The sequence below is a fragment of the Microbulbifer rhizosphaerae genome (assembly GCF_014191725.1).
Lineage (GTDB): Bacteria > Pseudomonadota > Gammaproteobacteria > Pseudomonadales > Cellvibrionaceae > Microbulbifer > Microbulbifer rhizosphaerae.
In genome coordinates, this window is the sequence record NZ_JACHWZ010000001.1 from 186573 (window position 1) to 212602 (window position 26030).

22 protein-coding genes are annotated in these 26030 nt (G+C 64.1%); 14 read left to right on the forward strand and 8 right to left on the reverse strand.

Annotated features, from left to right (window positions below):
• Positions 1 to 176 precede the first annotated feature (176 nt).
• The 4 genes from hemA to FHS09_RS00695 all read left to right on the forward strand — a co-directional run bounded on the left by hemA (position 177) and on the right by FHS09_RS00695 (position 4527).
• On the forward strand, positions 177 to 1457 hold the full coding sequence (gene hemA, locus FHS09_RS00680) for a glutamyl-tRNA reductase (protein ID WP_183455647.1): 1281 nt from the start codon (positions 177 to 179) through the stop codon (positions 1455 to 1457).
• Positions 1454 to 2536, forward strand: coding sequence for a peptide chain release factor 1 (prfA, locus tag FHS09_RS00685; protein ID WP_183455649.1), 1083 nt, complete (start codon positions 1454 to 1456; stop codon positions 2534 to 2536). The genes hemA and prfA overlap by 4 nt, the downstream gene beginning before the upstream one ends.
• Positions 2537 to 2666: 130 nt before the next feature.
• Positions 2667 to 3494 (forward strand): peptide chain release factor N(5)-glutamine methyltransferase, encoded by an 828-nt coding sequence (gene prmC, locus FHS09_RS00690; protein ID WP_183455651.1) that lies wholly within the window; start codon positions 2667 to 2669, stop codon positions 3492 to 3494.
• 154 nt (positions 3495 to 3648) lie between these two features.
• A complete protein-coding gene (locus FHS09_RS00695) occupies positions 3649 to 4527 on the forward strand; it encodes a cation diffusion facilitator family transporter (RefSeq protein WP_183455653.1) in 879 nt (292 codons plus the stop codon).
• Here FHS09_RS00695 and FHS09_RS00700 read toward each other — a convergent pair.
• Together FHS09_RS00700 and FHS09_RS00705 are read right to left on the reverse strand one after the other, a co-directional pair.
• Positions 4524 to 6032: a succinylglutamate desuccinylase/aspartoacylase domain-containing protein gene (locus tag FHS09_RS00700; RefSeq protein WP_183455655.1), complete on the reverse strand. Its 1509-nt coding sequence runs from the start codon at positions 6030 to 6032 to the stop codon at positions 4524 to 4526. The two genes, FHS09_RS00695 and FHS09_RS00700, sit on opposite strands and share 4 nt — an antisense overlap.
• A gap of 101 nt (positions 6033 to 6133) precedes the next feature.
• Positions 6134 to 7489, reverse strand: a complete 1356-nt coding sequence (locus FHS09_RS00705; protein ID WP_183455657.1) for an MATE family efflux transporter — start codon at positions 7487 to 7489, stop codon at positions 6134 to 6136.
• A 67-nt stretch (positions 7490 to 7556) separates the two neighbouring features.
• Between FHS09_RS00705 and FHS09_RS00710 the strand changes: the two genes are divergently transcribed.
• Entirely contained in the window at positions 7557 to 8192 is a 636-nt protein-coding gene (locus FHS09_RS00710; protein WP_183455659.1) for an HvfX family Cu-binding RiPP maturation protein, read from the forward strand.
• Positions 8193 to 8377: 185 nt separating this feature from the next.
• Positions 8378 to 9859: an ATP-dependent RNA helicase RhlB gene (rhlB, locus tag FHS09_RS00715; RefSeq protein WP_246394198.1), complete on the forward strand. Its 1482-nt coding sequence runs from the start codon at positions 8378 to 8380 to the stop codon at positions 9857 to 9859.
• A 90-nt stretch (positions 9860 to 9949) separates the two neighbouring features.
• On the opposite strand, the gene cysZ is transcribed toward rhlB, so the two are convergent.
• The 5 genes from cysZ to gatC form a co-directional block, all read right to left on the reverse strand.
• A complete protein-coding gene (gene cysZ / locus FHS09_RS00720; protein ID WP_183455660.1) occupies positions 9950 to 10771 on the reverse strand; it encodes a sulfate transporter CysZ in 822 nt (273 codons plus the stop codon).
• Positions 10772 to 10783: 12 nt separating this feature from the next.
• The gene (locus FHS09_RS00725; protein WP_183455662.1) at positions 10784 to 11083 is read right to left on the reverse strand and encodes a PA4642 family protein; all 300 of its coding nucleotides are present in this window, start codon (positions 11081 to 11083) and stop codon (positions 10784 to 10786) included.
• Between the two features lie 215 nt (positions 11084 to 11298).
• A complete protein-coding gene (gatB, locus tag FHS09_RS00730; protein WP_343057363.1) occupies positions 11299 to 12765 on the reverse strand; it encodes an Asp-tRNA(Asn)/Glu-tRNA(Gln) amidotransferase subunit GatB in 1467 nt (488 codons plus the stop codon).
• An 11-nt stretch (positions 12766 to 12776) separates the two neighbouring features.
• Positions 12777 to 14222, reverse strand: a complete 1446-nt coding sequence (gene gatA, locus FHS09_RS00735) for an Asp-tRNA(Asn)/Glu-tRNA(Gln) amidotransferase subunit GatA (protein WP_183455666.1) — start codon at positions 14220 to 14222, stop codon at positions 12777 to 12779.
• A 29-nt stretch (positions 14223 to 14251) separates the two neighbouring features.
• Positions 14252 to 14539, reverse strand: coding sequence for an Asp-tRNA(Asn)/Glu-tRNA(Gln) amidotransferase subunit GatC (gatC, locus tag FHS09_RS00740; RefSeq protein ID WP_183455668.1), 288 nt, complete (start codon positions 14537 to 14539; stop codon positions 14252 to 14254).
• A gap of 283 nt (positions 14540 to 14822) precedes the next feature.
• Between gatC and FHS09_RS00745 the strand changes: the two genes are divergently transcribed.
• The 8 genes from FHS09_RS00745 to FHS09_RS00780 all read left to right on the forward strand — a co-directional run bounded on the left by FHS09_RS00745 (position 14823) and on the right by FHS09_RS00780 (position 25405).
• A complete protein-coding gene (locus tag FHS09_RS00745) occupies positions 14823 to 15857 on the forward strand; it encodes a rod shape-determining protein (RefSeq protein ID WP_091386284.1) in 1035 nt (344 codons plus the stop codon).
• A gap of 116 nt (positions 15858 to 15973) precedes the next feature.
• Positions 15974 to 16816, forward strand: a complete 843-nt coding sequence (mreC, locus tag FHS09_RS00750) for a rod shape-determining protein MreC (RefSeq protein ID WP_183456096.1) — start codon at positions 15974 to 15976, stop codon at positions 16814 to 16816.
• On the forward strand, positions 16803 to 17282 hold the full coding sequence (gene mreD, locus FHS09_RS00755) for a rod shape-determining protein MreD (protein ID WP_183455670.1): 480 nt from the start codon (positions 16803 to 16805) through the stop codon (positions 17280 to 17282). The genes mreC and mreD overlap by 14 nt, the downstream gene beginning before the upstream one ends.
• A gap of 137 nt (positions 17283 to 17419) precedes the next feature.
• Complete coding sequence (locus FHS09_RS00760; RefSeq protein ID WP_183455672.1) at positions 17420 to 18055, forward strand: Maf family nucleotide pyrophosphatase; 636 nt, start codon at positions 17420 to 17422, stop codon at positions 18053 to 18055.
• Positions 18056 to 18092: 37 nt separating this feature from the next.
• A complete protein-coding gene (gene rng / locus FHS09_RS00765; protein ID WP_183455674.1) occupies positions 18093 to 19583 on the forward strand; it encodes a ribonuclease G in 1491 nt (496 codons plus the stop codon).
• A 183-nt stretch (positions 19584 to 19766) separates the two neighbouring features.
• Complete coding sequence (locus tag FHS09_RS00770) at positions 19767 to 23939, forward strand: YhdP family protein (RefSeq protein ID WP_183455676.1); 4173 nt, start codon at positions 19767 to 19769, stop codon at positions 23937 to 23939.
• A 49-nt stretch (positions 23940 to 23988) separates the two neighbouring features.
• The gene (gene msrB, locus FHS09_RS00775) at positions 23989 to 24522 is read left to right on the forward strand and encodes a peptide-methionine (R)-S-oxide reductase MsrB (RefSeq protein ID WP_183455678.1); all 534 of its coding nucleotides are present in this window, start codon (positions 23989 to 23991) and stop codon (positions 24520 to 24522) included.
• Positions 24523 to 24718: 196 nt separating this feature from the next.
• Positions 24719 to 25405: a hypothetical protein gene (locus tag FHS09_RS00780; RefSeq protein ID WP_183455680.1), complete on the forward strand. Its 687-nt coding sequence runs from the start codon at positions 24719 to 24721 to the stop codon at positions 25403 to 25405.
• Between the two features lie 31 nt (positions 25406 to 25436).
• On the opposite strand, the gene yjgA is transcribed toward FHS09_RS00780, so the two are convergent.
• On the reverse strand, positions 25437 to 25949 hold the full coding sequence (gene yjgA / locus FHS09_RS00785) for a ribosome biogenesis factor YjgA (protein WP_183455682.1): 513 nt from the start codon (positions 25947 to 25949) through the stop codon (positions 25437 to 25439).
• Between the last annotated feature and the right edge of the window lie 81 nt (positions 25950 to 26030).

The following is a 26030-nucleotide window of genomic DNA, read 5'->3' on the forward strand; positions in this document are numbered from 1 at the left end:
TATAATTCTAGTCGTGATTGGACCCCCGGACCGTGCTCAGGGTTCGCAAAAGCAAAGTCTGCGTCTATTTTAACCCTCAATTTAACGGCCGGCTCGCTTGCAAGCGGCGCGGCCGCCCGGGAAAATGCGCTCCCGCAGTCCGCTGCCACCACCAGATTTAACGCCGACAGGAGCCTATGCCAATCCTCGCCCTGGGTATCAACCACGATAGCGCCCCGATCGAGGTGCGCGAGCGGGTGGCTTTTGCCCCGGAGGTGATGCCTGGCGCCCTGGCGGATGCGCGCAAAGCCCTGGGCTGTGCGGAACTGGCGATACTCTCCACCTGCAACCGCACCGAGATTTACGGCGAGGTGTCGGAAGAGCGGCTGCTGGAGTGGCTGGCGGATTACCACCAGGTACCCCGGGAGCAACTGGCCGCCAGCCACTACAGCTACCGCGGCGAGGATGCGGTGCGCCATATGATGCAGGTGGCCTGTGGCCTCGATTCCCTGGTGCTGGGCGAGCCGCAAATCCTGGGCCAGATCAAGTCCGCCTACGCGGTTGCGCGCGAGAGCGGCAGTGTCGGCAGCCTGCTGCACAGTGTCTTCCAGCAGGTATTCGCGGTGGCCAAGAAGGTGCGCACCGAGACCGCCATCGGCGAGAACCCGGTGTCCGTGGCCTACGCCGCGGTATCCCTGGCGTCGCGCATCTTCACCGACCTGGGACAGCAGACGGCGCTGCTGATCGGCGCCGGCGAGACCATCGAACTGGTGGCGCGGCACCTGCTGGACCAGGGGGTTGCGCAGCTGATCGTCGCCAACCGCACCCTGAACCGCGCGGAACAGTTGGCGGATAATTTCGGCGCAGAGGCCATATTGCTGGCGGATATCCCCGAGCACCTGTCGCGGGCGGATATCGTGATCAGCTCCACCGCCAGCCAACTGCCGATCCTCGGCAAGGGCGCGGTGGAATCGGCCCTCAGGCAGCGCCGCCACCGGCCCGTGTTTATGGTGGATATCGCCGTGCCCCGGGATATCGAACCGCAAGTGGGCCAGTTGGACGACGTCTACCTCTATACCGTCGACGACCTGCGCGGGGTGATCGACGAGGGCAAGCGCTCGCGGGAAAAGGCCGCCGAGGCCGCCCACACCATTGTCGACGCCGCAGCCAGTGCGTTTATGCGCGAACACCGCGCCCTGGGTGCGGTGGACACCATCCGCAGTTACCGCATGCGCGCGCAGCAGATCGGCGACACGGAGCTGGAAAAAGTGTTGCTGCAGCTGGACAAGGGCGAGGACCCGCGGCGGCTGCTGGAGCAGCTGGCCCGCTCCCTCACCAACAAACTGATACACGCCCCCACGGTCAACCTCAGGCGCGCCACCGCCGAAGGGGACCTGCAGCGGCTGCGCCTGGCGCGGGAAATCGTCGGCCTGGACCCCTTCGCGGAAACAGAAGCAGAGAGTAAAAAAGACGAATGAAAGATTCGGTACTGAACAAGCTGGAAAACCTGGTGGAGCGCCACGAGGAGGTGTCCGCGCTGCTCGGGGATGCGGACATCATCGGCGACCAGGGCAAGTTCCGCGATCTGTCCCGCGAGTACTCCGAGCTGGAGGAGGTGGTGAAATGCTACGGCCGTTACAAGCGCCTGCAGGACGACATGGCCGCGGCGCGGGAGATGCTGGGTGAGAGCGATGCAGAGATGCGCGAGATGGCCCAGGAGGAGCTGCGCGAAGCGGAGACGCAACTGGAGCCGCTGGAGCGCGAACTGCAGACGCTGCTGCTGCCGAAAGACCCCAACGATCGCAAGAACGTCTTCCTGGAAGTCCGCGCCGGCACCGGTGGCGACGAGGCGGCGATTTTTTCCGGCGACCTGTTCCGCATGTATTCCCGCTACGCGGAAAAACAGGGTTGGCGCATCGAGATCATCAGCGAAAACCCCGGCGAACACGGCGGCTATAAGGAAATTATCACCCGCGTGGCCGGCGAGGAGGTCTACGCAAAACTGAAATTCGAATCCGGCGCCCACCGGGTGCAGCGGGTGCCGGAAACCGAATCCCAGGGCCGCATCCACACCTCCGCCTGCACGGTGGCGGTGATGCCGGAACCGGACGAGCGCGACGCGATTGAGATCAACAAGGCGGACCTGCGCGTGGACACTTACCGCGCCTCCGGTGCGGGCGGCCAGCACGTGAACAAAACCGACTCCGCGGTGCGCCTCACCCATCTGCCCACCGGCATCGTGGTGGAGTGCCAGGACGAGCGCTCCCAGCACAAGAACCGCGCCAAGGCCATGGCGCTGCTGCAGGCCAGGCTGCAGAGCGAGCAGGAGTCCGCCGCCGCGCAGGAGATTTCCGACGCGCGCCGCAACCTGGTGGGCAGCGGCGACCGCTCCGAGCGCATCCGCACCTACAATTTCCCCCAGGGCCGGGTCACCGATCACCGCATCGGCCTCACCCTGTACAAGCTGGACGAAATCATGCAGGGCGCGCTGGACGAAGTGATCGAGCCACTGCGCACCGAGCACCAGGCGGATCAGCTGGCCGCCCTCGGGCAGTGATGGATGCCCCTATGGATTGCTCTTGTAGGAGCGGCCGTTGGCCGCGATCGGAGGTGGCCCTGGCCACAGTCAGTTCGCGGCCAACGGCGGATGGCCGCCCCGCCGCTCCTACAAAGTAGTGTTCTACCCTATGACTACCGTCAAACAAAATCTCGCCCGTAGCGCCGGACTCGCCGACAGCGACACCGCCCGCCTCGATACCGAAATTCTGCTCGGCCATATCCTCGGCCGTCCGCGGACCTGGCTCTACACTTGGCCGGAATACGAGTTGAGTGAAGCCGAGCAGGTAGAGTTCGATGCGCTGTTTGAGCGTCGCAATAACGGCGAACCGGTGGCCCACCTCACCGGTACGCGGGAATTCTGGTCGCTGCCGCTCAAGGTCGATCCCTCCACCCTGATCCCCCGCCCGGAAACCGAACTGCTAGTAGAGACCGCGCTGGAACTCTGTCCGCAGGAAACCCTGCGCGCGCTGGACCTGGGTACGGGCACGGGTGCCATCGCCCTGGCGCTGGCTTCGGAAAAACCCGGCTGGCGGATAGTCGCTGCGGAAAAATCCGCGGAGGCAGTGGCGCTGGCGGAGGAAAACCGCCGCGCTCTTAAACTGGACAAGGTGCAGATTCTGCGGAGCGACTGGTTTGCGCAGATACCGCCGCAGCAATTCGACCTGATCCTCAGCAACCCGCCCTATATCGACGCCGCCGATCCGCACCTGGAGGAGGGCGATGTGCGCTTCGAGCCCCGCTTGGCGCTGGTGGCCGCGCGCGAGGGTCTGGCGGATATCGAATGGATTGCGCAGAAAAGTATTGAATACCTGCGGCCCGCCGGCTGGCTGATCGTCGAGCACGGCTGGCAGCAGGCGGAGGCGGTGCGCGAAATATTTGCCGCTGCCGGTTTAAATAGTATCGAGAGCCGCAAAGACTACTCCGGCTGGGAACGGCTGACGATTGGCCGGAAATAATACCTGTGGGAGCGGGCCATGCTCGCGATCAGGCTCAGATCGCGGGCATGGGCAGATTTTTGCTCCTGCAAAATCTGCATTTCCGCTGGGCGGCATTCCGCCATCCTTGGCGGTCCCCGCTCCTACAAGAGATCGAGTTAGTAGAGAGGAATCCGTGCACGACCACGTCCACCACCGCCGCGGCAGCGGCCACCTGCGCCCGCTGGTCTGGGGCCTTGTAATCACCTTCGCCTTCGCCATGGTTGAGGCGGTGGGCGGCTGGCTGTCCGGTTCCCTGGCGCTGCTCGGCGACGCGGGACATATGGCCACCGATTCCCTGGCACTGGCGCTGGGCGCGGTGGCCGCGCTGCTGGCGCAGAGGCCGGCAGATCGGGAGCTGTCTTTCGGCTGGGGTCGCGCGGAGGTGCTGGCGGCGATCGTCAATGCGGTGTTTATGCTATTGATTATCGCCGGTATCACCTATGCGGCGATAAACCGCCTGCGCGATCCGCAGCCGGTGCAGGGCGGCACAGTGATGGTGATTGCTGCCATCGGCCTGCTGGTGAATGTGCTGGTGGCCTGGACACTGCATCGCGGTGAGCAGACGCTGAATATCCGCGGCGCGCTACTGCATGTGATGGGCGATCTGCTGGGCTCGGTGGCCGCGCTGGCCGCCGGTGCGGTGATCTATTTTACCGGGTGGACGCCGATAGATCCGCTACTGTCACTGCTGATCTGCATTCTGATTCTGATTTCCAGCCTGCGCCTGCTGCGCGACGCGGTGGATGTGCTGATGGAGCGGGTGCCGCGGGAGCTGAGCTTGCCGGTGGTGGGCGAGACCATGGCGGCGGTGGAGGGTGTGCGCTCGGTGCACGACCTGCATATCTGGCGCCTGGACTCCAGCACCATTTCGCTCTCCGCGCATATCGTGGTGGACGACCTGCAGGCCTGGCCGGGGGTGCTGGAGCGGCTGCGGGAGGCTCTGATCAAACGCTTCGCCATTGAACATATCACCCTGCAGCCGGAACCCATTCAACTGGTGGTGATCGGTTAGTCCTCGTCGCTCTCCACAGTCTCCGGTTCCTGCGATCTCTCCACCGGCTCCCCGGCGGGTTTTTCCGAGGCCGGCTCGTCGGTGGTCGCAGCACCTTCAGCCGTATCTTCTGTTGCACCTTCGGTTTTTTCTTCCTTTGCTGGCGGGCTCTCCGCGGTCACCTCCTCCGGTGGGCTGATCTGCTCCTGGGGCGCCTGGATGCCGATATGGTAGGCGGCGAAGCCCGGCTGCACCACCTGGTTCATGGCCATGCCCAGCACCCGGCCGTTGTACTCGGAGCGGATTTCCTTGCGCACGTTGGTGATCGGGTTGGTGACGGTACCGAGCAGGTCTCCCTTGCGCACGGACTCGCCGAGTTTCACTTCGCTGAAGATGATCCCGCCGGTGGTGGCGCGCTGCCAGGTGGAATTGTAATAGACCGGCTCCGGGTCGCCCCAGAGGCGGAACTTGCTCACCATGGCCAACTGGTTCAGCAGGGTGCGGATGCCCTTGACGCTGTGGCTCACCGACACCTCGTCGAGCACCATGGGCGCGCCCGCTTCCAGGGTCACTGTGGGAATGCCGGCGTTCACCGCCGCGCGGCGCAGGGTGCCCTTGGCGCCGTCACTGTGCAGCACCACGGTGGAGCCGAAGCCCTTGGTCATCTTTACCACCTTGGGGTTGGTGAGGTCGCCGCGCAACTGCGGCAGGTTGGTGCGATAGAAGGAACCGGTGTGCAGGTCCACCACCGCGTTGCAATGGACGATCACCTCGTGGAAAAACGAATGGGCGATACGGGAAGCGGAGGAACCGTTGGGGTCCCCGGGAAAGTGGCGATTGAGGTCGCGGCGGTCGGTGAGATAGCGGGAGCCGCGGTGAAAGCCCTGCAGGTTGACGATGGGCACGCCGATCACCGCGCCGCTCAGGTTGGCCGGGTCCAGGTTGTACATCACCCGGCGCACCGTCTCGATGCCATTGAGTTCGTCGCCGTGGATCGCCGCGGTAAGGCACAGGGACGGCCCCGGCTTGGCGCCGTTGACCACCAGTACCGGGGTGGCACTGTAGACGCCCTCGAAGTGCTGGCTGGGCGACCAGGCCAGGCGGGTCGAGGTGGCCGGCGGTACTTCGGAGCCGAGCAGGCGCAGGGGTTTGGCGACTTCCTCTGCGACCGGCTGTTCTTCCGGGACGGCGGTATCTCCGGCTGCCGCTTTATCTTCGCCGCTCTTCTCCCGCGCGGGGCTTTGCGCTTCGTCGCTGCCGGCAGCGGTTTCGGGGGCTTGCGTTTCGGGCTGCTCTGATTCCGGCAGCTCCGGTTCCGGCTGTTTTGACTCCGGCTGTTTTGTTTCCGGTTGCGGGGCTGGAATAACGACCTCTTCGTCGATGGGCCTGTCCAACTCGATATTTTCCGCCTGGGGCACGCGGCCTTCCGGGTCGTCCTCCTGCTCGGTCAGTGCGAATGTGGAGACGGACATCAATAGCAGGACTGAACACAGCAGAGGCCGACGCAAAGGCGGGCGCTGAAACATGCAATAACTCCGTTTGGATTCATAGGCGACTTGGACGGGCAGTATAGCGAAAGCGTTCCCGACGAATTGCGCGGCGGTCGGCGAAAACGCGTATAAGGTTGTCAGCGATTCCCAAGTACCGCCCGGTGGCTTGTACGCCGGAGGCGCAGGCCGAGCAGAACGGAAGCCACCCCGAGGCCGATACAGAGACCGGTCCAGTAGCCGTACACGCCCCAGAGATTCTCCCCCAGCCAATAGGCGCTGCTGAGTCCCACCAGCCAGTAGGAGAACATCTGCAGGACCATGGGCACGCGGGTGTCCCGGTAGCCGCGCAGTGCGCCCCAGGACATGGCCTGGGCCACGTCCACCAGTTGGAAGGCGGCGCACAGCAACAGCAGGTTGGTGGCCACGGCGATGATATCCGTGTTGGCGGTGTAGGCGAGCACGAAGGGGTACCGCAGGGCGATCAGCAGCACGCCGGTGGCGAGGGCATACAGCAGCCCGCTGCCGACCCCGACCGCACTGGTAAAGCGCGCGCGTTTGGGGCGGTTCTGGCCCAGCAACTGCGCGGTGCGGATACTCAGCGCCTGGGCCAGCGCCAGGGCCACCAGGTAGAAGATGGAGCCGATACTCAGGCCTATCTGGTGGGCCGCCACTATGGTGGCGCCGTAGGGGGCCAGCAGTATCGTCAGGCTGGCGAAGAAGGTCACTTCGCTGGCGGCGCCGATGCAAACGGGCAGGCCCACAGCCAGCAGGTGTCGCTGGGTGGGCCAGTGGGGCCTGGGGGGCCGCAAGCTGAGTTTCAGGGAGCGATAGGCCGGATCGCTGCCGGCGTGCCAGAAGAGCGCGGCGGCGATAGACCAGCTCACCAGGCTGGTGGCCCAGCCGCAACCGGCGCCGCCCATGGCCGGAACCGGCCCCGCGCCGAACACCATCAGGATATCCAGCGGAATATTCAGTACCGCGGCTGCGAGATAGATGCGCATCACCGGCCGCACCCGCCCCATTCCTTCGCAATAACCGCGCAAGGCCGTGCCCATGGCGAAGGGCAGGGTACCGGTGGCCAGTGCCAGCAGGTACTGCTGCATCACCCGGCGCACCGGTTCCTCGGTATCGATCCACTGGCTCCACCAGGGCACCGTGAGCAATGCACCCACCACCACCAAGCCACCGATCAGGGCAATCCACTGCGCCTGTTGCAATTGCCGGGCGCAGCCGGGTTCGTCCCGCGCGCCGCGCAGGTGCGCCACCACCGGCGAGACCGCGGCCAGCAGGCCGATCAGGGTCACTGCGCAGACCGCCCAGATACTGGAACCCAGGGCGAGGCCGGCGAGATCCACTTCGCTGGCGCGGCCGGCGACGATGGTGTCGGTCACACCCATGCTGACCACCGCCAGGTTGCTCACCACCAGCGGACCACCGAGGGTGGTCAGGTGCGAGAGTTCGGTGGCGGCGGCGCGGCGGTAGAGTTTGGGCATGGTGTGTAACAGGTGGAGCGGCGCGCCGACTAAAGGAAAAATCAACTGCAATAAAGAGGGCGGGATTATGGATGGCGCACTGGGCGGGTTCAATCGGCTTTACGGGATTTTTTTGCGCGGCGTACGCTCGCTGGACTGGCTGGGCCCGCTGGCATTGCGCCTATACCTGGCTCCGATTTTTATCCTCTCGGGAATGAATAAAATCGGCAGTATCGACGATGTGGCGGCCTGGTTTGGCAATCCCGACTGGGGACTGGGCCTGCCGGCGCCGCTGCTGATGGCCTGGCTGGCGATACTGACCGAACTGGTCGGCGGTGTGGCACTGCTGCTGGGGCTGGGGGTGCGACTGGCGGCGATACCGTTGATGATGGTGATGGCGGTGGCTGCGGTGACCGTCCACTGGCAATACGGCTGGTCCGCGCTGCCGGACCAGACCCTGGTCATGCCCTGGGAGTGGCGCCAGGACCTGATCGCCGAGGCGGCGGCGCGCAAGGGCCGGGCGATTACCCTGCTCAAGGAGCACGGCAACTACGGCTGGCTCACCGAGGCGGGCAGCTTCACGGTGCTGAAAAACGGTATAGAGTTTGCCGCTACCTACTTCGTCATGCTGCTCGCACTGCTGTTCAGCGGGGCGGGGCGCTTTGTCAGCCTGGATGACTGGATCTGCCGCCACTGTGCCAAACAGTCGCCCCCGCATAGATAGAGTTCGGGCTCCGGCCCATATAGATGTTATACTCGCCGATTATTTAACCCACGCCGTTCACGGCGTCCGTCCTGCGGGTGGCAGATTTTGCTCCTACAAAATCTGCATTCCCACCATCTGGCGGTCACCGACGGCGTTCAAATTCGCTCCCGGCGAATTTGTAAGCATTTGAGCGAGTATTTCACTTGATAGGAAAGTTGTTCCGCCGTTCCGCGTCCAAAGATGAACAGGACACTCAGCCCGAGCAGGGTCCTCGGCCCAAGGGGGAAAAGAGCTCCCAATCCGAGCCGGCCGGCCCGGACAGGGGCAATTCCCGCCGCGGCAGGGGGGGGCAGCGCGGTGGCGGGGGCCAGAAAGCCAAGACTCCCTGGTCCCTGGACCAGTTCCAGGTGCCGGAACAGGAAGGCAAGGTGCGCTTCCACGACCTGGATCTGCCCCTGGACCTGATGCACGCCATTTACGACCAGGGTTTCCAGTACTGCTCGCCGATCCAGGGCCGCTCGCTGCCCCACACTCTCAACGGCCACGACCTGGTGGGCAAGGCCCAGACAGGTACCGGCAAGACCGCCGCCTTCCTGATCACCATTATCGATGACCTGCTCAAGAACCCGTTTGAGGGCGAGCGCTACGCCGGCGAGGCGCGCTCGCTGATCATCGCACCCACCCGCGAGCTGGTGATGCAGATCGCCGACGACGCCAAGGCCCTGTGCAAATACACGGACCTGGAGATCCACACCCTGGTGGGCGGCATGGACTACCAAAAGCAGCAGCGCAACCTGAATGAGCGCCTAGTGGACATACTGGTCGCCACTCCCGGCCGCCTGCTGGACTTCGCCAGCAACCGCGACTGCTACCTGGACCAGGTGGAAGTGCTGGTGATCGACGAAGCCGACCGCATGCTGGATATGGGCTTTATCCCCCAGGTGCGGCGCATCGTGCGCCAGACTCCGCGCAAGACCCACCGCCAGACCATGTTCTTCTCCGCCACCTTCACCCCGGAAGTGGACTCCCTGGTGGAGCAGTGGACCCAGGACCCGGTGATCGTGGAGATCGAGCCGGAGCGGGTGGCCACCGACAGCGTGGACCAGCGGGTCTATCTGGCATCCAGCGACGAGAAGTACACCCTGCTGTACAACATCCTGCAGAGCGACGAGGTGGACAGCCTGATCGTCTTCGCCAACCGCCGCGACCAGTGCCGACGCCTGCACGAAAACCTGGAGGCGCACGGCTTCAGCGCCGGCATTCTGTCTGGCGATATTCCCCAGAACAAACGCGTGCGTACCCTGGAAGATTTCAAGGCGGGCGTGACCAAGGTGCTGGTGGCCACCGACGTGGCCGGCCGCGGCATCCATATCGCGGGCATCAGTCACGTGGTGAATTTCACCCTGCCAGAGGAACCGGAGGACTACGTCCACCGCATAGGCCGCACTGGCCGTGCCGGAAAGACCGGCACCTCCATCAGCTTCGCCTGCGAGGACGATGCCATGCGCCTGGAGCCGATCCAGCAATTGCTGGGACAAAAGCTCAAGTGCGAACAGCCGCCCGAGGAACTGCTGGTGGAGCCGCCCAAGGTAAAAGTAAAACGCAGTAGCGGACCTGGCGGTGACAGTCGCGGTGGGCGCCGCGGTGGCGGTGGTGCTGGTGGTGGTCGCCGTCCGCGCCGCTGACCTTAGAGGTGGATGCGCTTACGCTTATCCACCCTACGATTAAGAGTGGTAGTTGACCTGTAGGGTGGATAAGCGCAGCGCATCCACCAATTACCGGAGGGCTGCTCCCGGATCTCCCTCCTGCCGCAGCCTCTGAATCCACAGCGCAGTACCGCCCGCCACCGCCGCCGGCATAACGAAAATATTCAGTACGGGCACCATTTTCGCCAGCATCACAGCGCCGCCGAAGCTCAGGGTGGTGAGCTTTTTGCGCAGCAGTATGTTTTTCAGTTCATCGAAGGGGCGCTGGTGGTTGTCCAGCGGGTAGTCGACATATTGGATCGCCATGCACCAGGCGCCCCAGAGGGCACCCATCACCGCGGGGATAAACACCGTCCAGCTGGTAAACAGGGCCACCACCAGGATCACCAGGCCCCAGCCGATAAAGTATCTCAGTTTGCGCAGTTCGCGCCCCAGGGTGCGCCATATCATGCGGCCCAGGGGCTCCGAGGGTGGCGGGCGGCCGGTGAGAAGCTCCTCGACCTTCTCCGCCAGGAAGCCGTTAAACGGCGCGGCGATAATATTGGTGATAATGGCGAAGACGTAGCCGTAGACAAAAAAGAACAGCAACAGCACTGCGAGGGCGATCACCCAGGCCAGCCACCGGAACACATTGGCGGCCCAGGCGGCGCCCTTGGCCATGGTGGCCTCCCACCAGGACATATTCCCGGTATCCACCGGCGTGTGTGAGAGCAGGCTGCCGAGGTAGTCCGCGAGACCACCCAGCTGCGAGAGCATCACTGCGGTCAGCGCGATAAACAGCACCAGGTTGATCAGCAGCGGGACTATGATGAACGGGCGCAGTTCGCGCCGGGCCAGCAGCTTTGCGCCGTAGATCAGCGCGTTCACGCCGTGCACCGGGTTGGAGGTCATGGCGCCCGCTCCTTAAAGCTTGGCCCCGGCGGCCCGCAGGATGGCCGCGTAGTCGCTGCCCTGGCGGTGCTCCTCCATACGTGCGAGCAGGGTCTTGCCGTCCGGCCCCGGGCTGTTGAGGTCCAGGTTCTGTTCCCGGAACAGGCGCACGAAGGTTTCGAAATTTTCCGCTTTCATACTGCGGTAGGCGCGCTCCAGCAGGTAGTAGTCACGGGTCACGCCCTCGGGTGGTTCGCCGATCAGGAAGCCGGCAATGCGCTCGTCGTCGAAGACTTCGCCGAGGACTTTTTGTTTGTCTTTCTTCAGGCTCACAATTTTTTCCTTAATTCATTCTTCCCTGTAGGAGCGGCGGGGCGGCCATCCGCCGCTCCTACAAAGGTTCAAGGTAACTACTCACTCATAGGGCACCTGCATTGGCTTAAGCGAGCCACCCTGTAGGAGCGGGCCATGCCCGCGAACAGAGCCCGATCGCGGGCATGGCCCGCTCCTACAGGGGGTGAGCAGTTACGGTTCAAGATTCATTTCGTTTACAGGAGGGCGTCGAGCTTTTCCTTCAGGATCTTGTTGATCATCTGCGGATTGGCCTGGCCCTTCGAGGCTTTCATGATCTGGCCGACAAAATAGCCCATCATCTTCGGTCGCTTGGCCTCCTCGGCCTTGCGGTAGTTTTCCACCTGCGCGGGGCTCGCGGCGATCACCTCGTCGACCATTTTTTCGATGGCGCCGGTGTCGCTGACCTGTTTCAGGCCGCGTTTTTCGATCACCGCGTCGGCATCGCCCTCACCGGCAGCCATGGCCTCGAACACCTGCTTGGCGATCTTGCTGGAAATGGTGTTGTCGGTGATACGCGCAATCAGCCCCGCCAGCTGTTCGGCGGAAACCGGCGAGCGCTCGATGGGGAGTTCCTCGCGGTTCAGCAGCGCGGCCAACTCGCCCATGACCCAGTTGGCGGCCAGTTTGGGTTCGCCGGATTCTTTCGCCACGGTTTCAAAGTAGTCGGCGACCGCGCGCTCCTGGGTCAACTGGTCGGCGTCATAGGCGGAGAGGCTGTACTCGCTCTGGAAGCGCGCGTATTTGGCATCCGGTAGCTCCGGCAGCCGGCTGCGCACCGTTTCCACATAGTCTTCAGACAGTTCCACCGGCAGCAGGTCCGGACAGGGAAAGTAGCGGTAATCGTTGGCCACTTCCTTGCTGCGCATGGAGCGGGTTTCGTTTTTGTCCGAGTCGTAGAGACGGGTTTCCTGCACCACGCTGCCGCCGTCCTCGATCAGGTCGATCTGGCGCTGGGCCTCCACCACAATGGCTTTTTCCACGAAGCGGAAGGAGTTGATGTTTTTGATCTCGGCGCGGGTGCCGAGTTTTTCCTCGCCTTTCAAGCGCACGGAGACGTTGGCGTCGCAGCGCATGGAGCCCTGGGACATATCGCCGTCGGAAATGCCCAGGTAGGTGACGATGCTGTGAATCTTTTTCAGGTAGGCGACGGCTTCCGCGGCGCTGCGCATATCCGGTTCGGACACTATCTCGATCAGCGGTGTGCCGGCCCGGTTCAGGTCGATGCCGGACATGCCGTGGCCGTGTGTTTCAAAAATGGTTTCGTGCAGGGATTTGCCGGCGTCCTCTTCCAGGTGCGCGTGGTGTAGACGCACTTTCTTGCTGGAGCCGTCCTCCAGGTGAATCTCGATTTCCCCGGGACCGACGATGGGTTGTGCGAGCTGGGTGGTCTGGTACCCCTTGGGTAGGTCCGGGTAGAAATAGTTTTTGCGCTCGAACACCGAGCGCCGGCCGATTTCCGCGTTCATCGCCAGGCCGAACATCACCGCGTGCCGGAAGGCCTCCTCGTTGGGCACCGGCAGAGTCCCCGGCATGGCCAGGTCGACGGCGCAGGCCTGGGTATTGGGCGCCGCGCCGAAGCGGGTGCTGGCGCCGGAGAAGAGTTTTGATTTGGTAGCGAGCTGGACGTGTACCTCCAGCCCGATCACGATTTCCCATTCCACAAGCATTCTCCTTAGGCGGCGCTGGCTTTGTGCCAGTCGGTTACCTGTTGATACCGGTGCGCGACGTTGAGCATGCGCGCCTCATCCAGGTAGTTGCCGATAATCTGCAGACCCACGGGCAGGTTGTTCACCAGGCCGCAGGGCAGGGACATGCCGGGCAGTCCCGCGAGATTGGCGGCGATGGTGTAGATATCCTCCAGGTACATGGCCACCGGGTCGGCCTTTTTCTCCCCCAGCGCAAAGGCCGGTGAAGGGGTGGTGGGGCCCATGATCACGTCCACCTTTTCGAACGCCTGCACGAAGTCCTGCTTGATCAGGCGGCGCACCTGCTGGGCCTTGTTGTAGTAGGCGTCGTAGTAGCCGGCGGACAGGGCGTAGGTGCCCACGAGAATGCGCCGCTGCACCTCTTCGCCGAAGCCCTCGCCGCGGGAGCGCATGTACAGATCGCGCAAATCCCTGGGGTCTTCACAGCGGTGGCCGTAGCGCACGCCGTCGAAACGGGACAGGTTGGCGGAGGCCTCCGCCGGTGCGATCACGTAGTAGGCGGGCACCGCCAAGTGGGTGTGGGGCAGGCTGACTTCCACCAGCTGCGCGCCCAGTTTTTCATATTCTTTCAATGCATCCTGCACCCGCGCGGCCACCTGCGGATTGAGGTCGTCGCTGAAGTACTCCGCGGGGACACCGATCCTGAGACCGGCGATATCGCCGTTCAGTCCGGCGGTGTAGTCCGGCACCGGCCGGTACAGGCTGGTGGAGTCCTTCGGGTCGTGGCCCGCCATTGCCGACAGCAGGTAGGCGGCATCCTCCGCGTTGCGGGCGATGGGGCCGCCCTGGTCCAGGCTGGAGGCGAAGGCGATCATGCCCCAGCGGGATACGCGCCCGTAGGTGGGCTTGAGCCCGGTGGTGTTGGTCAGTGCCGCCGGCTGGCGGATGGAACCGCCGGTATCGGTGGCGGTGGCGCCGGGCGCCAGCTGTGCAGCCACTGCCGCCGCGGAGCCGCCGGAGGAACCGCCGGGCACGCAGTTGGTGTTCCAGGGGTTTTTTACCGGGCCGTAGTAACTGGTCTCGTTGGAGGAGCCCATGGCGAACTCATCCATATTGGTCTTGCCGAGGGTCACAGCGCCGGCATTGTTGAAATTCTCCACCACGGTGGCGTCGTAGGGCGGGGTGAAATTGTCGAGCATTTTCGAGCCGCAGCTGGTGCGCACCCCCTCGGTACAGAAGATATCCTTGTGGGCCAGGGGCACGCCGCACAGGGCCGGCGCGCCGCCCGCGGTGAGGCGCTCGTCCGCCGCTGCGGCCTGTTGCAGGGCCTGCTCCGGGGTCACGGTGATAAAGCTGTTGTAGTTGCCGTCCAGTTGTTCGATACGGCCCAGCAGGTGGCCGGTGATCTCGACGCTGGAAAACTGCCTGTCGCGCAGCCCGCGAATAATTTCTGCGATGGTTAGCTGATGCATGGAATTCCCTGATTATTCTGTGGGGCGTTTCAGTCGATCACTTTGGGGACCAGGTACAGCCCGCCTTCGGACTGCGGTGCCAGAGCGAGGAATTCCTCGCGACGGTTGGACTCGGTGATCTCGTCGGCGCGCAATACCTGGACTTCGTCAAGAGGGTGGGCCATGGGCGCCACGCCTTCGGTGCTTACCGCCTGAAGCTGGTCCACCAGCTGCAGTACCTCCCCGAGCCGGTTGCCGACTTCGTCGATGGTTTCCTCAGAGATGGCGATACGGGCCAGCTCTGCCAGTTTTTCTACAGTTTGCGTGTCTACGGCCATGGGGTCGGGCTCCAGCTCGGGTGGCGAATCCAAAGTTGCCTCGGTCGGGGGCGAGGCTGGGGGTCGGCAAATTTAGCATATTCGCGCCTTGCCCTGAATCCCCGCCGTTGTTAGAGTTTGCCGATTCTGGCCGGGGTCTGTGCACCGCCGGCCCCGGAGCCTTGAAAATGCGGCCCGGAACTCAGAATTTTCCGCGCGGACTAACTAGGCTTTAACGACGCCTGAATCCGCGTCTACTTCGCCCGCCCCGGGCGCTGTAATTAGAACAAGGTAACCGAATTCCATGTTTAAACGTTTGCGGGGCATGTTCTCCAGTGATCTGTCTATCGACCTGGGGACCGCCAACACGCTGATCTACGTCCGCGATCGCGGCGTGGTCCTGGATGAACCCTCAGTCGTCGCCATCCGTCACTACAACGGCCAGAAGATCGTCGAGGCCGTGGGGGTGGAAGCCAAGCGCATGCTCGGCCGGACTCCCGGCAATATCACCGCTATCCGGCCGCTGAAGGACGGGGTGATCGCCGATTTCCAGGTGACCGAGAAGATGCTGCAGCACTTTATCAAGAAAGTGCACGAGAACAGCTGGATGCGCCCCAGCCCGCGGGTGCTGGTCTGTGTGCCCTGCCAGTCCACAGAGGTGGAGCGCCGGGCCATCCGGGAATCAGCCATGGGCGCCGGCGCCCGCGAGGTGTGGCTGATTGAGGAGCCCATGGCGGCGGCTATCGGCGCCGGGCTGAAGGTGGAGGAAGCCAGCGGCTCCATGGTGGTGGATATCGGCGGCGGCACCACCGAGATTGCCATCATCTCCCTGAACGGGGTGGTCTATTCCGATTCCGTGCGTATCGGCGGCGACCGCTTCGACGAGGCCATCGTCAACTACGTTCGCCGTAACTACGGCAGTGTGATCGGCGATGCCACCGCCGAGCGTATCAAAGAGGAGATCGGCTGTGCCTACGCCGGCAGCGAGGTGCGCGAGATCGACGTGCGCGGGCGCAACCTGGCGGAGGGGGTGCCGCGCAGCTTTACCCTGAATTCCGACGAAATCCTCGAGGCTCTGCAGGAGCCTCTCACCGGCATAGTGCAGGCGGTGAAGAGCGCGCTGGAGCAGTCGCCGCCGGAACTCGCCTCGGACATTGCCGAGCGCGGCATGGTGCTCACCGGCGGCGGCGCGCTGCTGCGCGACCTGGACCGCCTGCTGATGGAGGAGTCCGGCCTGCCGGTGATCGTCGCCGACGACCCGCTCACCTGTGTCGCCCGCGGCGGCGGCAAGGCGCTGGATATGATGGACAAGAGCCGTCTATATCTGGTATCCAACTAATCGGCTCTTCCCTGTAGGAGCGGCGGGGCGGCCATTGCCGCTGGCCGCCCCGCCGCTCCTGCAAAGTACAATAACAATCTGTCTTCGATCCTCTGTCATCTGAACGGAGTCTGGATATTAAACCGCTATTTACCCGCGGCCCATCGCCGGAGTCCCGCATCCTCGTGCTGGGCCTGGTGGCGGCCGCACTGATTGTTATCGGTCTCTACACCGACTGGCTACAGCCGCTGCGCGAGCGCGCCGCAGACCTGGCCGCCCCTTTCTACTGGATCACCGGTGCTCCCGAGCGTGTCGGCGACTGGGCGGGCGAGCAACTGCGCACCCGTGAGGAGCTGTTGGAGGAGAACAGCCGCCTCAAGCGCCAGATACTGCTGCTGGAACAGCGCAGCCAACTGCTGGCGGCGGTGAAGGCGGAAAACACCCAGCTGAAAGAATTGATGAACTCCGCGGAATCCGTCGACGAACGGGTGCTGGTGGCGCAGGTAATCGGTGTGTCCCCGGACCCGCTGCAGCATGTGTTGATGATCGACAAAGGCCGCGACGACGGCGTGCAGCAGGGCACGCCGATCATGGACGCCAGCGGCCTGTTGGGGCAGGTGATCGAGGCGGGGGACTCCGTGAGCCGGGTCCTGCTGATCACCGATGCCAGCCACGCGCTGCCGGTGCAGGTGCTGCGCAACAGTGTGCGCGCGGTGGCCGAGGGCACCGGCGATCTGTACCGGCTGAAACTGCGCCACTTGGCCAATACCAGCGATATCCGCGAGGGCGACCTGCTGCTCAGTTCCGGCCTCGGCGGGCGCTTCCCCGCCGGCTACCCGGTGGGCGAGGTGATCTCGGTGAAACGGGACCCGGGCCGGGCCTTCGCCGAGGTGGAAGTACTGCCCCGAGGGCGCATGAACCGCAGTCGCTTCGTGCTGGCGGTGATCAGCGAAGGGGAGCCGTCCGGTGGAGGCGAATAACCGCTGGTTTATCGCCGTCACCGTACTAATGGCGCTGCTACTGGCGGTGATGCCGCTGCCGCAGAACTGGCTGTGGTTCCGCCCGGCCTTCACGGCGCTGCTGGTGATTTTCTGGGTCTCGCGGATGCCGCAGAGCCTGGGGGTGGGCTTCGCCTGGGTGGTGGGGCTGCTGGAGGACCTGGTCACCGGCGCCACCCTGGGTACCCACGCGCTGGCGCTGGCGGTACTGGCCTATTTCAGTTTGCTCACCTACCGCCGCACCCGCGCTTTCAACCCGGCCCAGCAACTGCTGTGGGTGTTCGTACTGGTGGGGATCAACCAGGTGGCGGGCAACTGGGTACACAGCCTCGCGGGCAAGCCGGTGCCCGGCCTGACTTTCCTCTGGCCGGCGGTGACCAGTGCCCTGCTGTGGCCCTGGATGGCTCCCTGGCTGGAACTGACGGCGGGGCGCCTGCAGGTCCGGTAAACGGCCCGGATCACGCCCGGAAACGCCGGACTGTGAACAGTCTCTGAGTAAACGCGGGTAAAGAGGCGGTTATTTTTCGAACAATATCGTTATAATGTCGCTGGGCCATCAACGGAAATAACCATAAGTAGTGATCAGTGCGTAATTCTCCCGCCGACAGCCGACTTCTCCTCGCCTCCAGTTCCCCGCGCCGCGCGCAGCTGCTGGCGCAGATCGCCGTGCCCTTCACCCGCGTAGCCCCCTCTGTGGTCGAGATCCGCGCCGAAGGCGAGACTCCGCAGGACTATGTGCAGCGTCTGGCGCGGGAGAAGGCCGCCGCCGGCCTGGAAGCGGCCGGGGCGCCGGATGCCTCCCTCTGGGCTCTGGGTGCCGATACCCTGGTGCTGGCGGGCGATCGGGTACTGGAAAAACCCCGGGATTTCGCCGATTTCGAATCCACCATGCTGGCCCTGTCAGGCGTCGAGCACTCAGTGTTGACCGCTGTCTGCCTGCGCGGCAGTGAGCGTCAGTTCAGCCGCCTGGTGGAAACCCGGGTGCGCTTTCGACATCTGAACCATGAACAGATCCGGGCCTACTGGGATACCGGCGAGCCGCTGGACAAGGCCGGTGGCTACGGCATTCAAGGCCTGGGTGCGGCGCTGGTCGAGTCCATCAGCGGTAGTTACAGCAATGTGGTGGGTCTGCCCCTGGAGGCGCTGGTGCCGATGCTGGAAAAGGCTGCCATTCCCTACTGGTGTGAGGAGACAGCCTTGAGCGGGGGGAGACAGCCTTGAGCGAGGAGGAGACAGGCTTGAGCGGGAAGGACAGGACGTGAGCGAAGAGCTGTTGATCAATGTGGCGCCCACGGAGACCCGTGTGGCGCTGGTGGAGAACGGTGTGCTGCAGGAGGTCTACCTGGAGCGCAGCGCGCGTCGCGGCATCGTCGGCAACATTTACAAGGGCAAGGTGGTGCGGGTATTGCCCGGCATGCAGGCGGCGTTCGTGGATATCGGCCTGGAGCGGGCCGGCTTTATCCACGCCTCGGATATCGCGCCCCTGGACGAGGAGGGCATGGAGTCCCGCGAGCCGGCGGAGGTGGCGGATATCCGCGCTTTGGTGCGCGAGGGCCAGCCGCTGGTGGTGCAGGTGGTCAAGGACCCCATTGGCAGCAAGGGCGCGCGCCTCACCACCCACCTGTCGGTGTCGGCCCGCTATCTGGTGTACATGCCACAGACCCGCCATATCGGTATCTCCAACCGTATCGAGGACGAGGGCGAGCGCGAGCGGTTGCGCGGACTGGTGGAGCAGGCCTCCGCCAAGCTGGCGGAATCCGGGCAGTCCGGGGACGGCGGCTTTATTCTGCGTACCGTGGCCGAGGGGGTCAGCGAGGGCGAACTTCTGCGGGATATTCCCTTCCTCTACAAACTGTGGGCGGATCTGGAGCAGCGCATCGACACCCGCCCGCTGCCCTCGGGGATCTATGAGGACCTGCCCCTGTTTATGCGCGCCCTGCGCGACCTGGCGCGCCCCTGCACGGAGAAAATCCGCATCGACTCCCGCGAGGCTCACGGCCGCGCGGTGGAATTTGCCGGCAAGTACGCGCCGGAAATCGCCGGGCGCCTGGAGCACTATCCCGGGGAGCGGCCGCTGTTCGACCTCTACGGTGTGGAGGAGGAGATCCGCAAGGCGCTGCACAACAAGGTCACGCTCAAATCCGGCGGCTACCTGATCGTCGAACAGACCGAAGCGATGACCACTATCGATGTCAATACCGGCGCCTTCGTGGGCCATCGCAACCTGGAAGAGACTATCTTCAAGACCAACCTGGAAGCGGCCACGGCCATTGCCCGCCAGCTGCGCCTGCGCAACCTGGGTGGCATCATCATTATCGACTTCATCGATATGAGGGACCCGGAGCACCAGCGCCAGGTGCTGCGCACCCTGGAGAAAACGCTGGAGCGGGACCACGCCAAGACCAGTATCACCGGCGTATCCGAGCTGGGGCTGGTGGAGATGACCCGCAAGCGCACCCGAGAAAGCCTGGGGCAGATACTCTGCGAACCCTGCCCGGTGTGCGAGGGCCGCGGCACCCTGAAGAGCGCGGAATCGGTGTGTTATGAAATCTTCCGCGAAATTATCCGCGAGGCGCGGGCTTACGACAGCGAAAAGATCATGGTACTGGCCAGCCAGGTGGTGATCGATTTGCTGCTCGACGAAGAATCGGCCAATGTGGCGGATCTGGAAGAATTTATCGAACGGCCGATACAGTTTCAGGTGGAGCCTATCTACAACCAGGAGCAGTATGACATTGTTCTGGTATAGGTCAGGGGCCCGGGACCTGGGACCCGGAACCCGGGAACGCGTAAGGAATTTGTGTCGGGGCGCAGACCATTGTCCGCCCCCCGACTCCGCTGCGCCCGTCAATCTGCTCCATCGACGCCGGCTTGCAGGCGCTCCAGGGTCCCGATGGTTCGCGGTCCCGAGCCTCGAATCCGGAGCCCCCAAATGATCTGCTGGCTCCGCCTTTTCGCGCGCAAGGTCTGGCTGCTGGCGGTGGCGCTGGTGATCGGGCTCGCCATCCTGGTGCAGACCGGGCGAATCCTCTCGCCCCAGGTGGAGGAGTATCGACCGCAGATCAGCGACTGGTTGTCCCAGCGCCTCGGCGCCCCGGTGGAGATGCAGGGCCTATCCCTGCGTTGGCAGGCCCTGGAAGTGGCCCTGCAGGTGGATGGCCTGCGCCTGGGGGAGAAGGGCGAGGTGCACATGGGCTACGGCCTCTTCCACCTGGACCTGCTGGCCAGCCTGTGGAACCGCGAGTTGGTGTGGAAGAATCTGCAGGTGGATGACTTCAGCGCCCAACTCAGTCGCACAGCCGACGGCGGCTGGCATATAGACGGCTTTCCGCCCGCCGCCCCGGGAGAAACCCCGCGGGGAGAAGCCGGGCAACTGCACCTGGGAGACCCGGCCCGCATCTTCCTGTTGGGTCCCAAAGTGCAGGTGCGCAACGCCAGTTTCACCCTGCGTCTGCCCGAAGGCCAGGCGGCCCAGATCGAGCTGCCCCAAGTACTGCTGGAGAACAGCGGCTCCTTCCACCGACTGAGCGCGCGCGCGTTTATTTCCCGCGCCGCCGGCGAGCCGGGCAGTATTGCGACGGTCCCTCATGCCGAACAGGCCCACGGCGAGACCTTGCGCCTGGTACTGGAGGGGCGCGGTAATCCCCGGAGTAAGTCCCGCTTTTCCCTCAATGGCTATCTCCAACTGAACGAACTGCTGGTGGACGAGGACATCGTCGCTCTGCTGCATCAGCTGACTCCCCTGCCGGAAAAATACCACTGGAACGGGCGCAAGCTGGCGCAGGGGCGGTTGTGGCTGAAGGGTGGCGGCAAGCAGGGCTACCGCCTCCTGGGCCGCATGGACCTGGCCCGGGCAGGGGGCGACGTGCCGGAGGGCGATGAAACTCCCAGTAAACCGGCGCTGATGGAGCCGCTGCAATCCCTCTCCGGTGATATATCCGGCAACTGGCAGCCGGAAGGTAGCTGGCAGCTGGCGTTGCAGAGTATTCGCGTCGACTGGCGCGACCTGGAAATGCCCCCTCTCAATCTTCAGGCCCGCGGCAGTGAGCAGACGGGTTTGCAACTGTCCCTGGACAGTCTCGAGCTGGCCGCCTGGAGCCAGATATTGCAGCGCTTGGAGTGTCTCCCGGAACATGCCGCGGAATGGCTCGAGGCGCTCGAGCCCAGCGGCCAATTGAACAACATCCAACTCGCCCGCAGTGCGGATGGGCAGATAACCCTCGGCGCCCAGTTGCACGATATCGCCGCGGGGGCCCATCGCGGTGCCCCAGCCGTGGAAGGGCTGGATGGCTATCTGCAACTGAATGGCGCCAACGGCCGGGTGGAACTGAACAGCGGCGAGGGTTTCAGCGCGTATTTCCCGCAGCTCTACAAAGAGCCTTTCCGTTTTCACAGCGCCCGCGGCACTGTGGCCTGGAACGTGGACCGCGAGGGCAATGCGGTGACGGTCAATTCAGGCCGGCTGCAATTGCACAGTGACGAGGGCGAAATCGCCGGCCAGTTTTTGCTGGAGCTGCCTTTCGTTCCCCACAGCCGCGCCGTCGAATTAACCCTGGCTCTGGGCCTGCGCGATGCGCCGGTTACTGCGCAGGAAGCACTGGTGCCCTACACCCTGAGCGACGACCTGCGCGACTGGCTGAATCGCGGTTTGGGAGAGAGCAATCCCGGCCGGGTAACCAGCGCAGGCTTTGTCTACCGGGGCTCGTCCTATCGCGAGGGCGACAGGGAGGCGCTGCTGCAACTGGGCCGCCACCCGGAGCGGCAGACGGTACAACTGGCGGCGAACCTGGCCGGCGGCGAGCTGGACTACGCCCGCGGCTGGCCCGCGGCTCGGGAGGTGGATGCGCGGCTGCTGGTCGACGACGACCGGGTGGTGGTCAACGCCAGTAAAGCCAAGCTCTGGAACATCGATGCACGGCAGATCGAGGTGGGAGTGACCCCCAGCGCCGTGGGCGAGGGCTCGTTGCTGGGGGTGCGTGCACAGCTGTCCGGGCCCGCCGCCGACGGCCTGAAGCTGCTGCGGCAGTCACCCCTGCGCGAACGATTGGGCACCGCCTTCGACGATTGGAAACTGGACGGGGGGATCAGCGGTGAGCTGACTCTGTCCCAGCCCTTGGGCGGCGCCCCGTTGCCGGCGCGGCAGAATGTGGAACTGGAGTTGCAGGGCGGTGCCCTGAGCCTCCAGGATCTCAGGCTGGATATCACCGGCCTGGGAGGGCGGGTGCACTACGACAGCGACGCCGGTCTCGAGGGTACCCGCCTGAGCGGTGACCTCTGGGGTCGCCAGTTGGAGGCCAGGGTGCAGCACCTGGGAGCGGGAGAGATGCGCGATACCCAGGTGGTGGTGACCGGGCGCAACAGCGCTGCGGCGGTGGGGGAGTGGAGCGGCCGGCCCGAGATGGATTGGCTTGAGGGTGATTTCGACTACCGCGCCCTGGTGACCATACCCGCGCAGGCCAAGGACAAACCCTATTCGGCGGTGCTGGAACTGACGTCCGACCTGGCCGGGGTGTCGGTGAAGCTGCCCGCGCCGCTGGGCAAGCTCGCGGAAGACAAGACTCACTTCGTACTGCGGGTGCCCGTGGGCGCCGAGGGCAGCCTCTATCACCTGGATTACGGTGAACACCTTCAGGGGCGTTTCTGGAAGGTGGACGGCCAACTAGAGCGCGCCGCCATCGCACTCAACGCCGAGGCCCGCCTCCCTGGAGAGCGCAGCCTGGCGATTACCGGGGATCTGCCCCGGGTGGATCTGTCGCGCTGGCGTCAGCTGCTGGCTGTCTACGATGGAGACGGAAGGACCACCGGGGAGACGACAGCGCCGGAACCGGCGCCCCTGCCGGTGACTCTGGACCTGAGTACCGATCGGCTGCAGCTGGGTGCCGCTGGGATAGACCATATCCACTTGCAGGGCCGCGGCCTGGGAGCGGACTGGCAGCTGCAGTTCGACAGCGAGGCCGCCGCAGGCCGGCTGAGCGGGGTGCTCGGCGGGGAGGCGCCGCTACAGCTGAAACTGAGCCACCTGCGCCTGCCGGCACTGGAAAAGAGGAAAGCGGAAGGTGCCGATGCCGATGGAGAGAGCGGGCCGGCGGCGGACCCCTTGGCGGGCTACGATTTCGCCGACCTGCCGCAGGTGGATTTCAGTACCGAGAGCCTGCGCCTGGGAGAGGAGGATTTCGGCCGCTGGTCATTCCATCTGCGCCCGTCCCCCGATCGCCTTGTGGTGAGCGATATCCGCGGCGCCCTGCGCGGAGTGCTCGTCGAGGGCCGCGGTGAGGGCGCAAACCGGCTGGGTGCCCAATTGATGTGGATGCGTGCGGAGGACGGCAGCGAGTCGTCGCAGTTTATCGGTCGCCTGCGCGCGGGCGACCTGGCGTATGTGCAGCGACAATGGGGCCAGGAGCCGGCGATCGAGAGCGAATCCGCCACCTTCGATACTGCGTTGCGCTGGGACGGTTCGCCGGCGCGAGTGGCTGGCAACCTGCTGTCCGGCGACCTGAAAATCGATATCCGCAAGGGGCGCTTCCTGCGCGCCTCAGACAACGCCGGCTCCGCGGTGCTGCGGCTGTTGTCGCTGTTCAACTTCGATACCTGGGCACGGCGCCTGCGCCTGGACTTTTCCGATCTCTATCAGAGTGGCATGGCCTTCGACCGGGTGCGCGGCGAGGTGTTATTCGAGGGCGACGGCCAGTTGCTGATCGCCGTGCCCATCCAAGTGGAGGGACCCACCAGCGAGCTGCAGATGGCCGGGCGGGTCAACCTGAAACGGGAGGACCTTAACCTGACGCTGGTGGCCACCCTGCCGGTGAGCAACAACCTGGCCCTGGTGGCGGCGTTGGCGGGTGGCCTGCCGGCGGCGGCGGGGGTCTACCTGATCAGCAAGGCGTTCAAGAAGCAAATGAATAAAATGGCCAGTGTCAGTTACCGCATCAGCGGGGACTGGTCCGATCCCCAGGTGCGCTTCGACAGGCTGTTCGACGATGAGGGCGCGCGACGCCAGGGCAGCGTCGCCGAGCAACAGATCAACGAAGCCGTCCGGGCGCGGGGCCAGCCGGATGGGGAACCGGCGGCGAAGGCCAGCCAATTGTCCCCGCCCCCCGCCGGGTGAGCTGGGTCGCCGGGAAGGACTCTGAACCAGTGGTAGAGAGGCTTCGAATATGAACAGGTTCACTCTGCTGTTTGCGCTCATCCTGGGCGCCACCGCGCTGCCCGCCTGCACCGAGGCGGATGAGGGGCGCGATCAGTCCATGACCGTGGAAGAAGCGAAGGCGCATATCGCCGCGGGCACCGAGCTGTCGCAAATTCCCAAATCCGTGTGGCGCCAGCTGCTGCCGGAAGACCAGTACGAAATACTCTGGGAGAAGGACACCGAGCGCGCCTTCAGCGGCAAGTGGCTGCACAATGAGGCGAAGGGAATCTATGTGACCGCCGGTTGTCGCCTGCCCGTGTTCAGTTCCGAGCACAAGTACGATTCCGGAACCGGCTGGCCCAGTTTCTGGGACATCGCCTATCCGGGAAATGTTGTACTGCGCGAGGATTACAGTTGGGGGATAAAGCGCACCGAGGTGCTGTCCGCCTGCGGTGAGCACCTGGGCCATGTGTTCAAGGACGGCCCCGAACCCACCGGTCTGCGCTACTGCCTCAATTCCCTGGCATTGGATTTCGTACCAACTGTTGCAAAAACCGAATGATTATTCGATATTGTGGGCGCCCTCAGCACAATAAATAAAACGAAAGAGGCTGCTATGACCGAGGTTGCCACTTCGACCGGGTTTCCGGTCAACCGCTATGCCCTGTTCCGGGTGTTCAAGTACACCGTCTACCTGCTGCTCGCCTACAACGTCTACGCCTTCTTTATTGAAAATCACGCCGCCGCCGGTGCCGTATTTGCCGACGGGCAGGGTGATCGAAGCCTACAACGATGCCATAGATACCCTGGCCTGGGTGCTGCTGCTGATGGTCTTCGAGCTGGAGACCTTCGTCCTCGCGGACGAAAAGCTGCGGGGCTGGGTGAAATGGTCCCTCAATGCCGTGTCCGCCTTCTGTTACCTGTTTATCGTCTACTCCTTCTATGGCTATGTGGCCGAGATGTCCTCGCTCACCCACCTGCTGCCGACGGCGCAGCCGGTCTGCGAGCTGGCGGCGCAGGGGAACTGGTCGCTGGCGCGGGGGCAGGACGATTATGTCCCCCTCACTGGGGATAACTGCGCGGCGCTGGCGGATGTCCGGTTGCTGCGCCTGGCGGATGCGCGGGTGCTGGGGGAGGTGGCCGTGTGGCGGGAGACCAAGCGGCTGGCCTGGACCGATGTGATCAACGCCGGTGCCTGGCTTCTGGTGGTGGCGATCCTGGCCTTCGACGTGCGGCTGCAGTTGCGCCACCAACTGTCCGGCGCAGCGATGCGTTATTCACAGGTGGTGAAAGGTCTGTTGTATTTCACCCTGCTGCTGTGCGCCGTCTACTGGGGGGTAAACGGCAGCGTCCTGGATTTCTGGGACGCCTTTCTATGGCTGGTGGCCTTCTTCTTTATCGAGATGAATCTGTTCGAGTGGCAGGCGGAGACCAGTGGCGAGTGATCGACGACGTAGGGACGAACGGAATTCGCCCCTACGACTCCTGCATAAATAAGTCGCGCAGGAAGCGAAACAACTTGCGCTGGTTGGCCGGCGGTTTGCCGGTTTTGATTTCCCTGTTCGAGTCGCGGATCAACTGGCGCAGCTGTTGGTGGTCCGCCTGCGGATAGCGATCGAAAAACTCGCTTTGCGCCGCCTTGTCCCCGTCCAGAAGGCGCTTGCGCCAGTCTTCGGCCATCTTGTCGAAACGGACATACTGTTGGTCCCGCTCCCTGAACCTGGCCAGCACCGCCTCGATCGCCTCGCTGTCGGCGCCGCGCATCAGTTTGCCGATATACTGCAGCTGACGCCGGCGGGCCTCGTTGGATTTGATGCGGTGGAGGGTATTGATCGCCTCGCGCAGATCCTGGTCCAGCGGCACCTCCGCCAGCTGTGCCGCCCCCAGCTCGGTGAGCTGTTTGCCCAGGTCCTGCAACTGGTGCATTTCCTTTTTTACCCGGGTTTTGCTTTTCGGCTGTTCTTCTTCGAAATCGTCGTATTCGTGCATTCTGTTTTCCCGTAGGTGCGCCGCGCACCGTTTGTCTCGGGTACGCGCGCGGCGCACCCTGCGTCATTCGTCATTCTTCAG

Bases quoted from the DNA above. Each gene is read 5' to 3' on its own strand.
- hemA (WP_183455647.1), top strand. From the start codon at position 177: ATGCCAATCCTCGCCCTGGGTATCAACCACGATAGCGCCCCGATCGAG.
- prfA (WP_183455649.1), top strand. From the start codon at position 1,454: ATGAAAGATTCGGTACTGAACAAGCTGGAAAACCTGGTGGAGCGCCAC.
- prmC (WP_183455651.1), top strand. From the start codon at position 2,667: ATGACTACCGTCAAACAAAATCTCGCCCGTAGCGCCGGACTCGCCGAC.
- FHS09_RS00700 (WP_183455655.1), bottom strand. From the start codon at position 6,032: ATGTTTCAGCGCCCGCCTTTGCGTCGGCCTCTGCTGTGTTCAGTCCTG.
- FHS09_RS00705 (WP_183455657.1), bottom strand. From the start codon at position 7,489: ATGCCCAAACTCTACCGCCGCGCCGCCGCCACCGAACTCTCGCACCTG.
- FHS09_RS00710 (WP_183455659.1), top strand. From the start codon at position 7,557: ATGGATGGCGCACTGGGCGGGTTCAATCGGCTTTACGGGATTTTTTTG.
- cysZ (WP_183455660.1), bottom strand. From the start codon at position 10,771: ATGACCTCCAACCCGGTGCACGGCGTGAACGCGCTGATCTACGGCGCA.
- gatA (WP_183455666.1), bottom strand. From the start codon at position 14,222: ATGCATCAGCTAACCATCGCAGAAATTATTCGCGGGCTGCGCGACAGG.
- gatC (WP_183455668.1), bottom strand. From the start codon at position 14,539: ATGGCCGTAGACACGCAAACTGTAGAAAAACTGGCAGAGCTGGCCCGT.
- FHS09_RS00745 (WP_091386284.1), top strand. From the start codon at position 14,823: ATGTTTAAACGTTTGCGGGGCATGTTCTCCAGTGATCTGTCTATCGAC.
- FHS09_RS00770 (WP_183455676.1), top strand. From the start codon at position 19,767: ATGATCTGCTGGCTCCGCCTTTTCGCGCGCAAGGTCTGGCTGCTGGCG.
- msrB (WP_183455678.1), top strand. From the start codon at position 23,989: ATGAACAGGTTCACTCTGCTGTTTGCGCTCATCCTGGGCGCCACCGCG.
- yjgA (WP_183455682.1), bottom strand. From the start codon at position 25,949: ATGCACGAATACGACGATTTCGAAGAAGAACAGCCGAAAAGCAAAACC.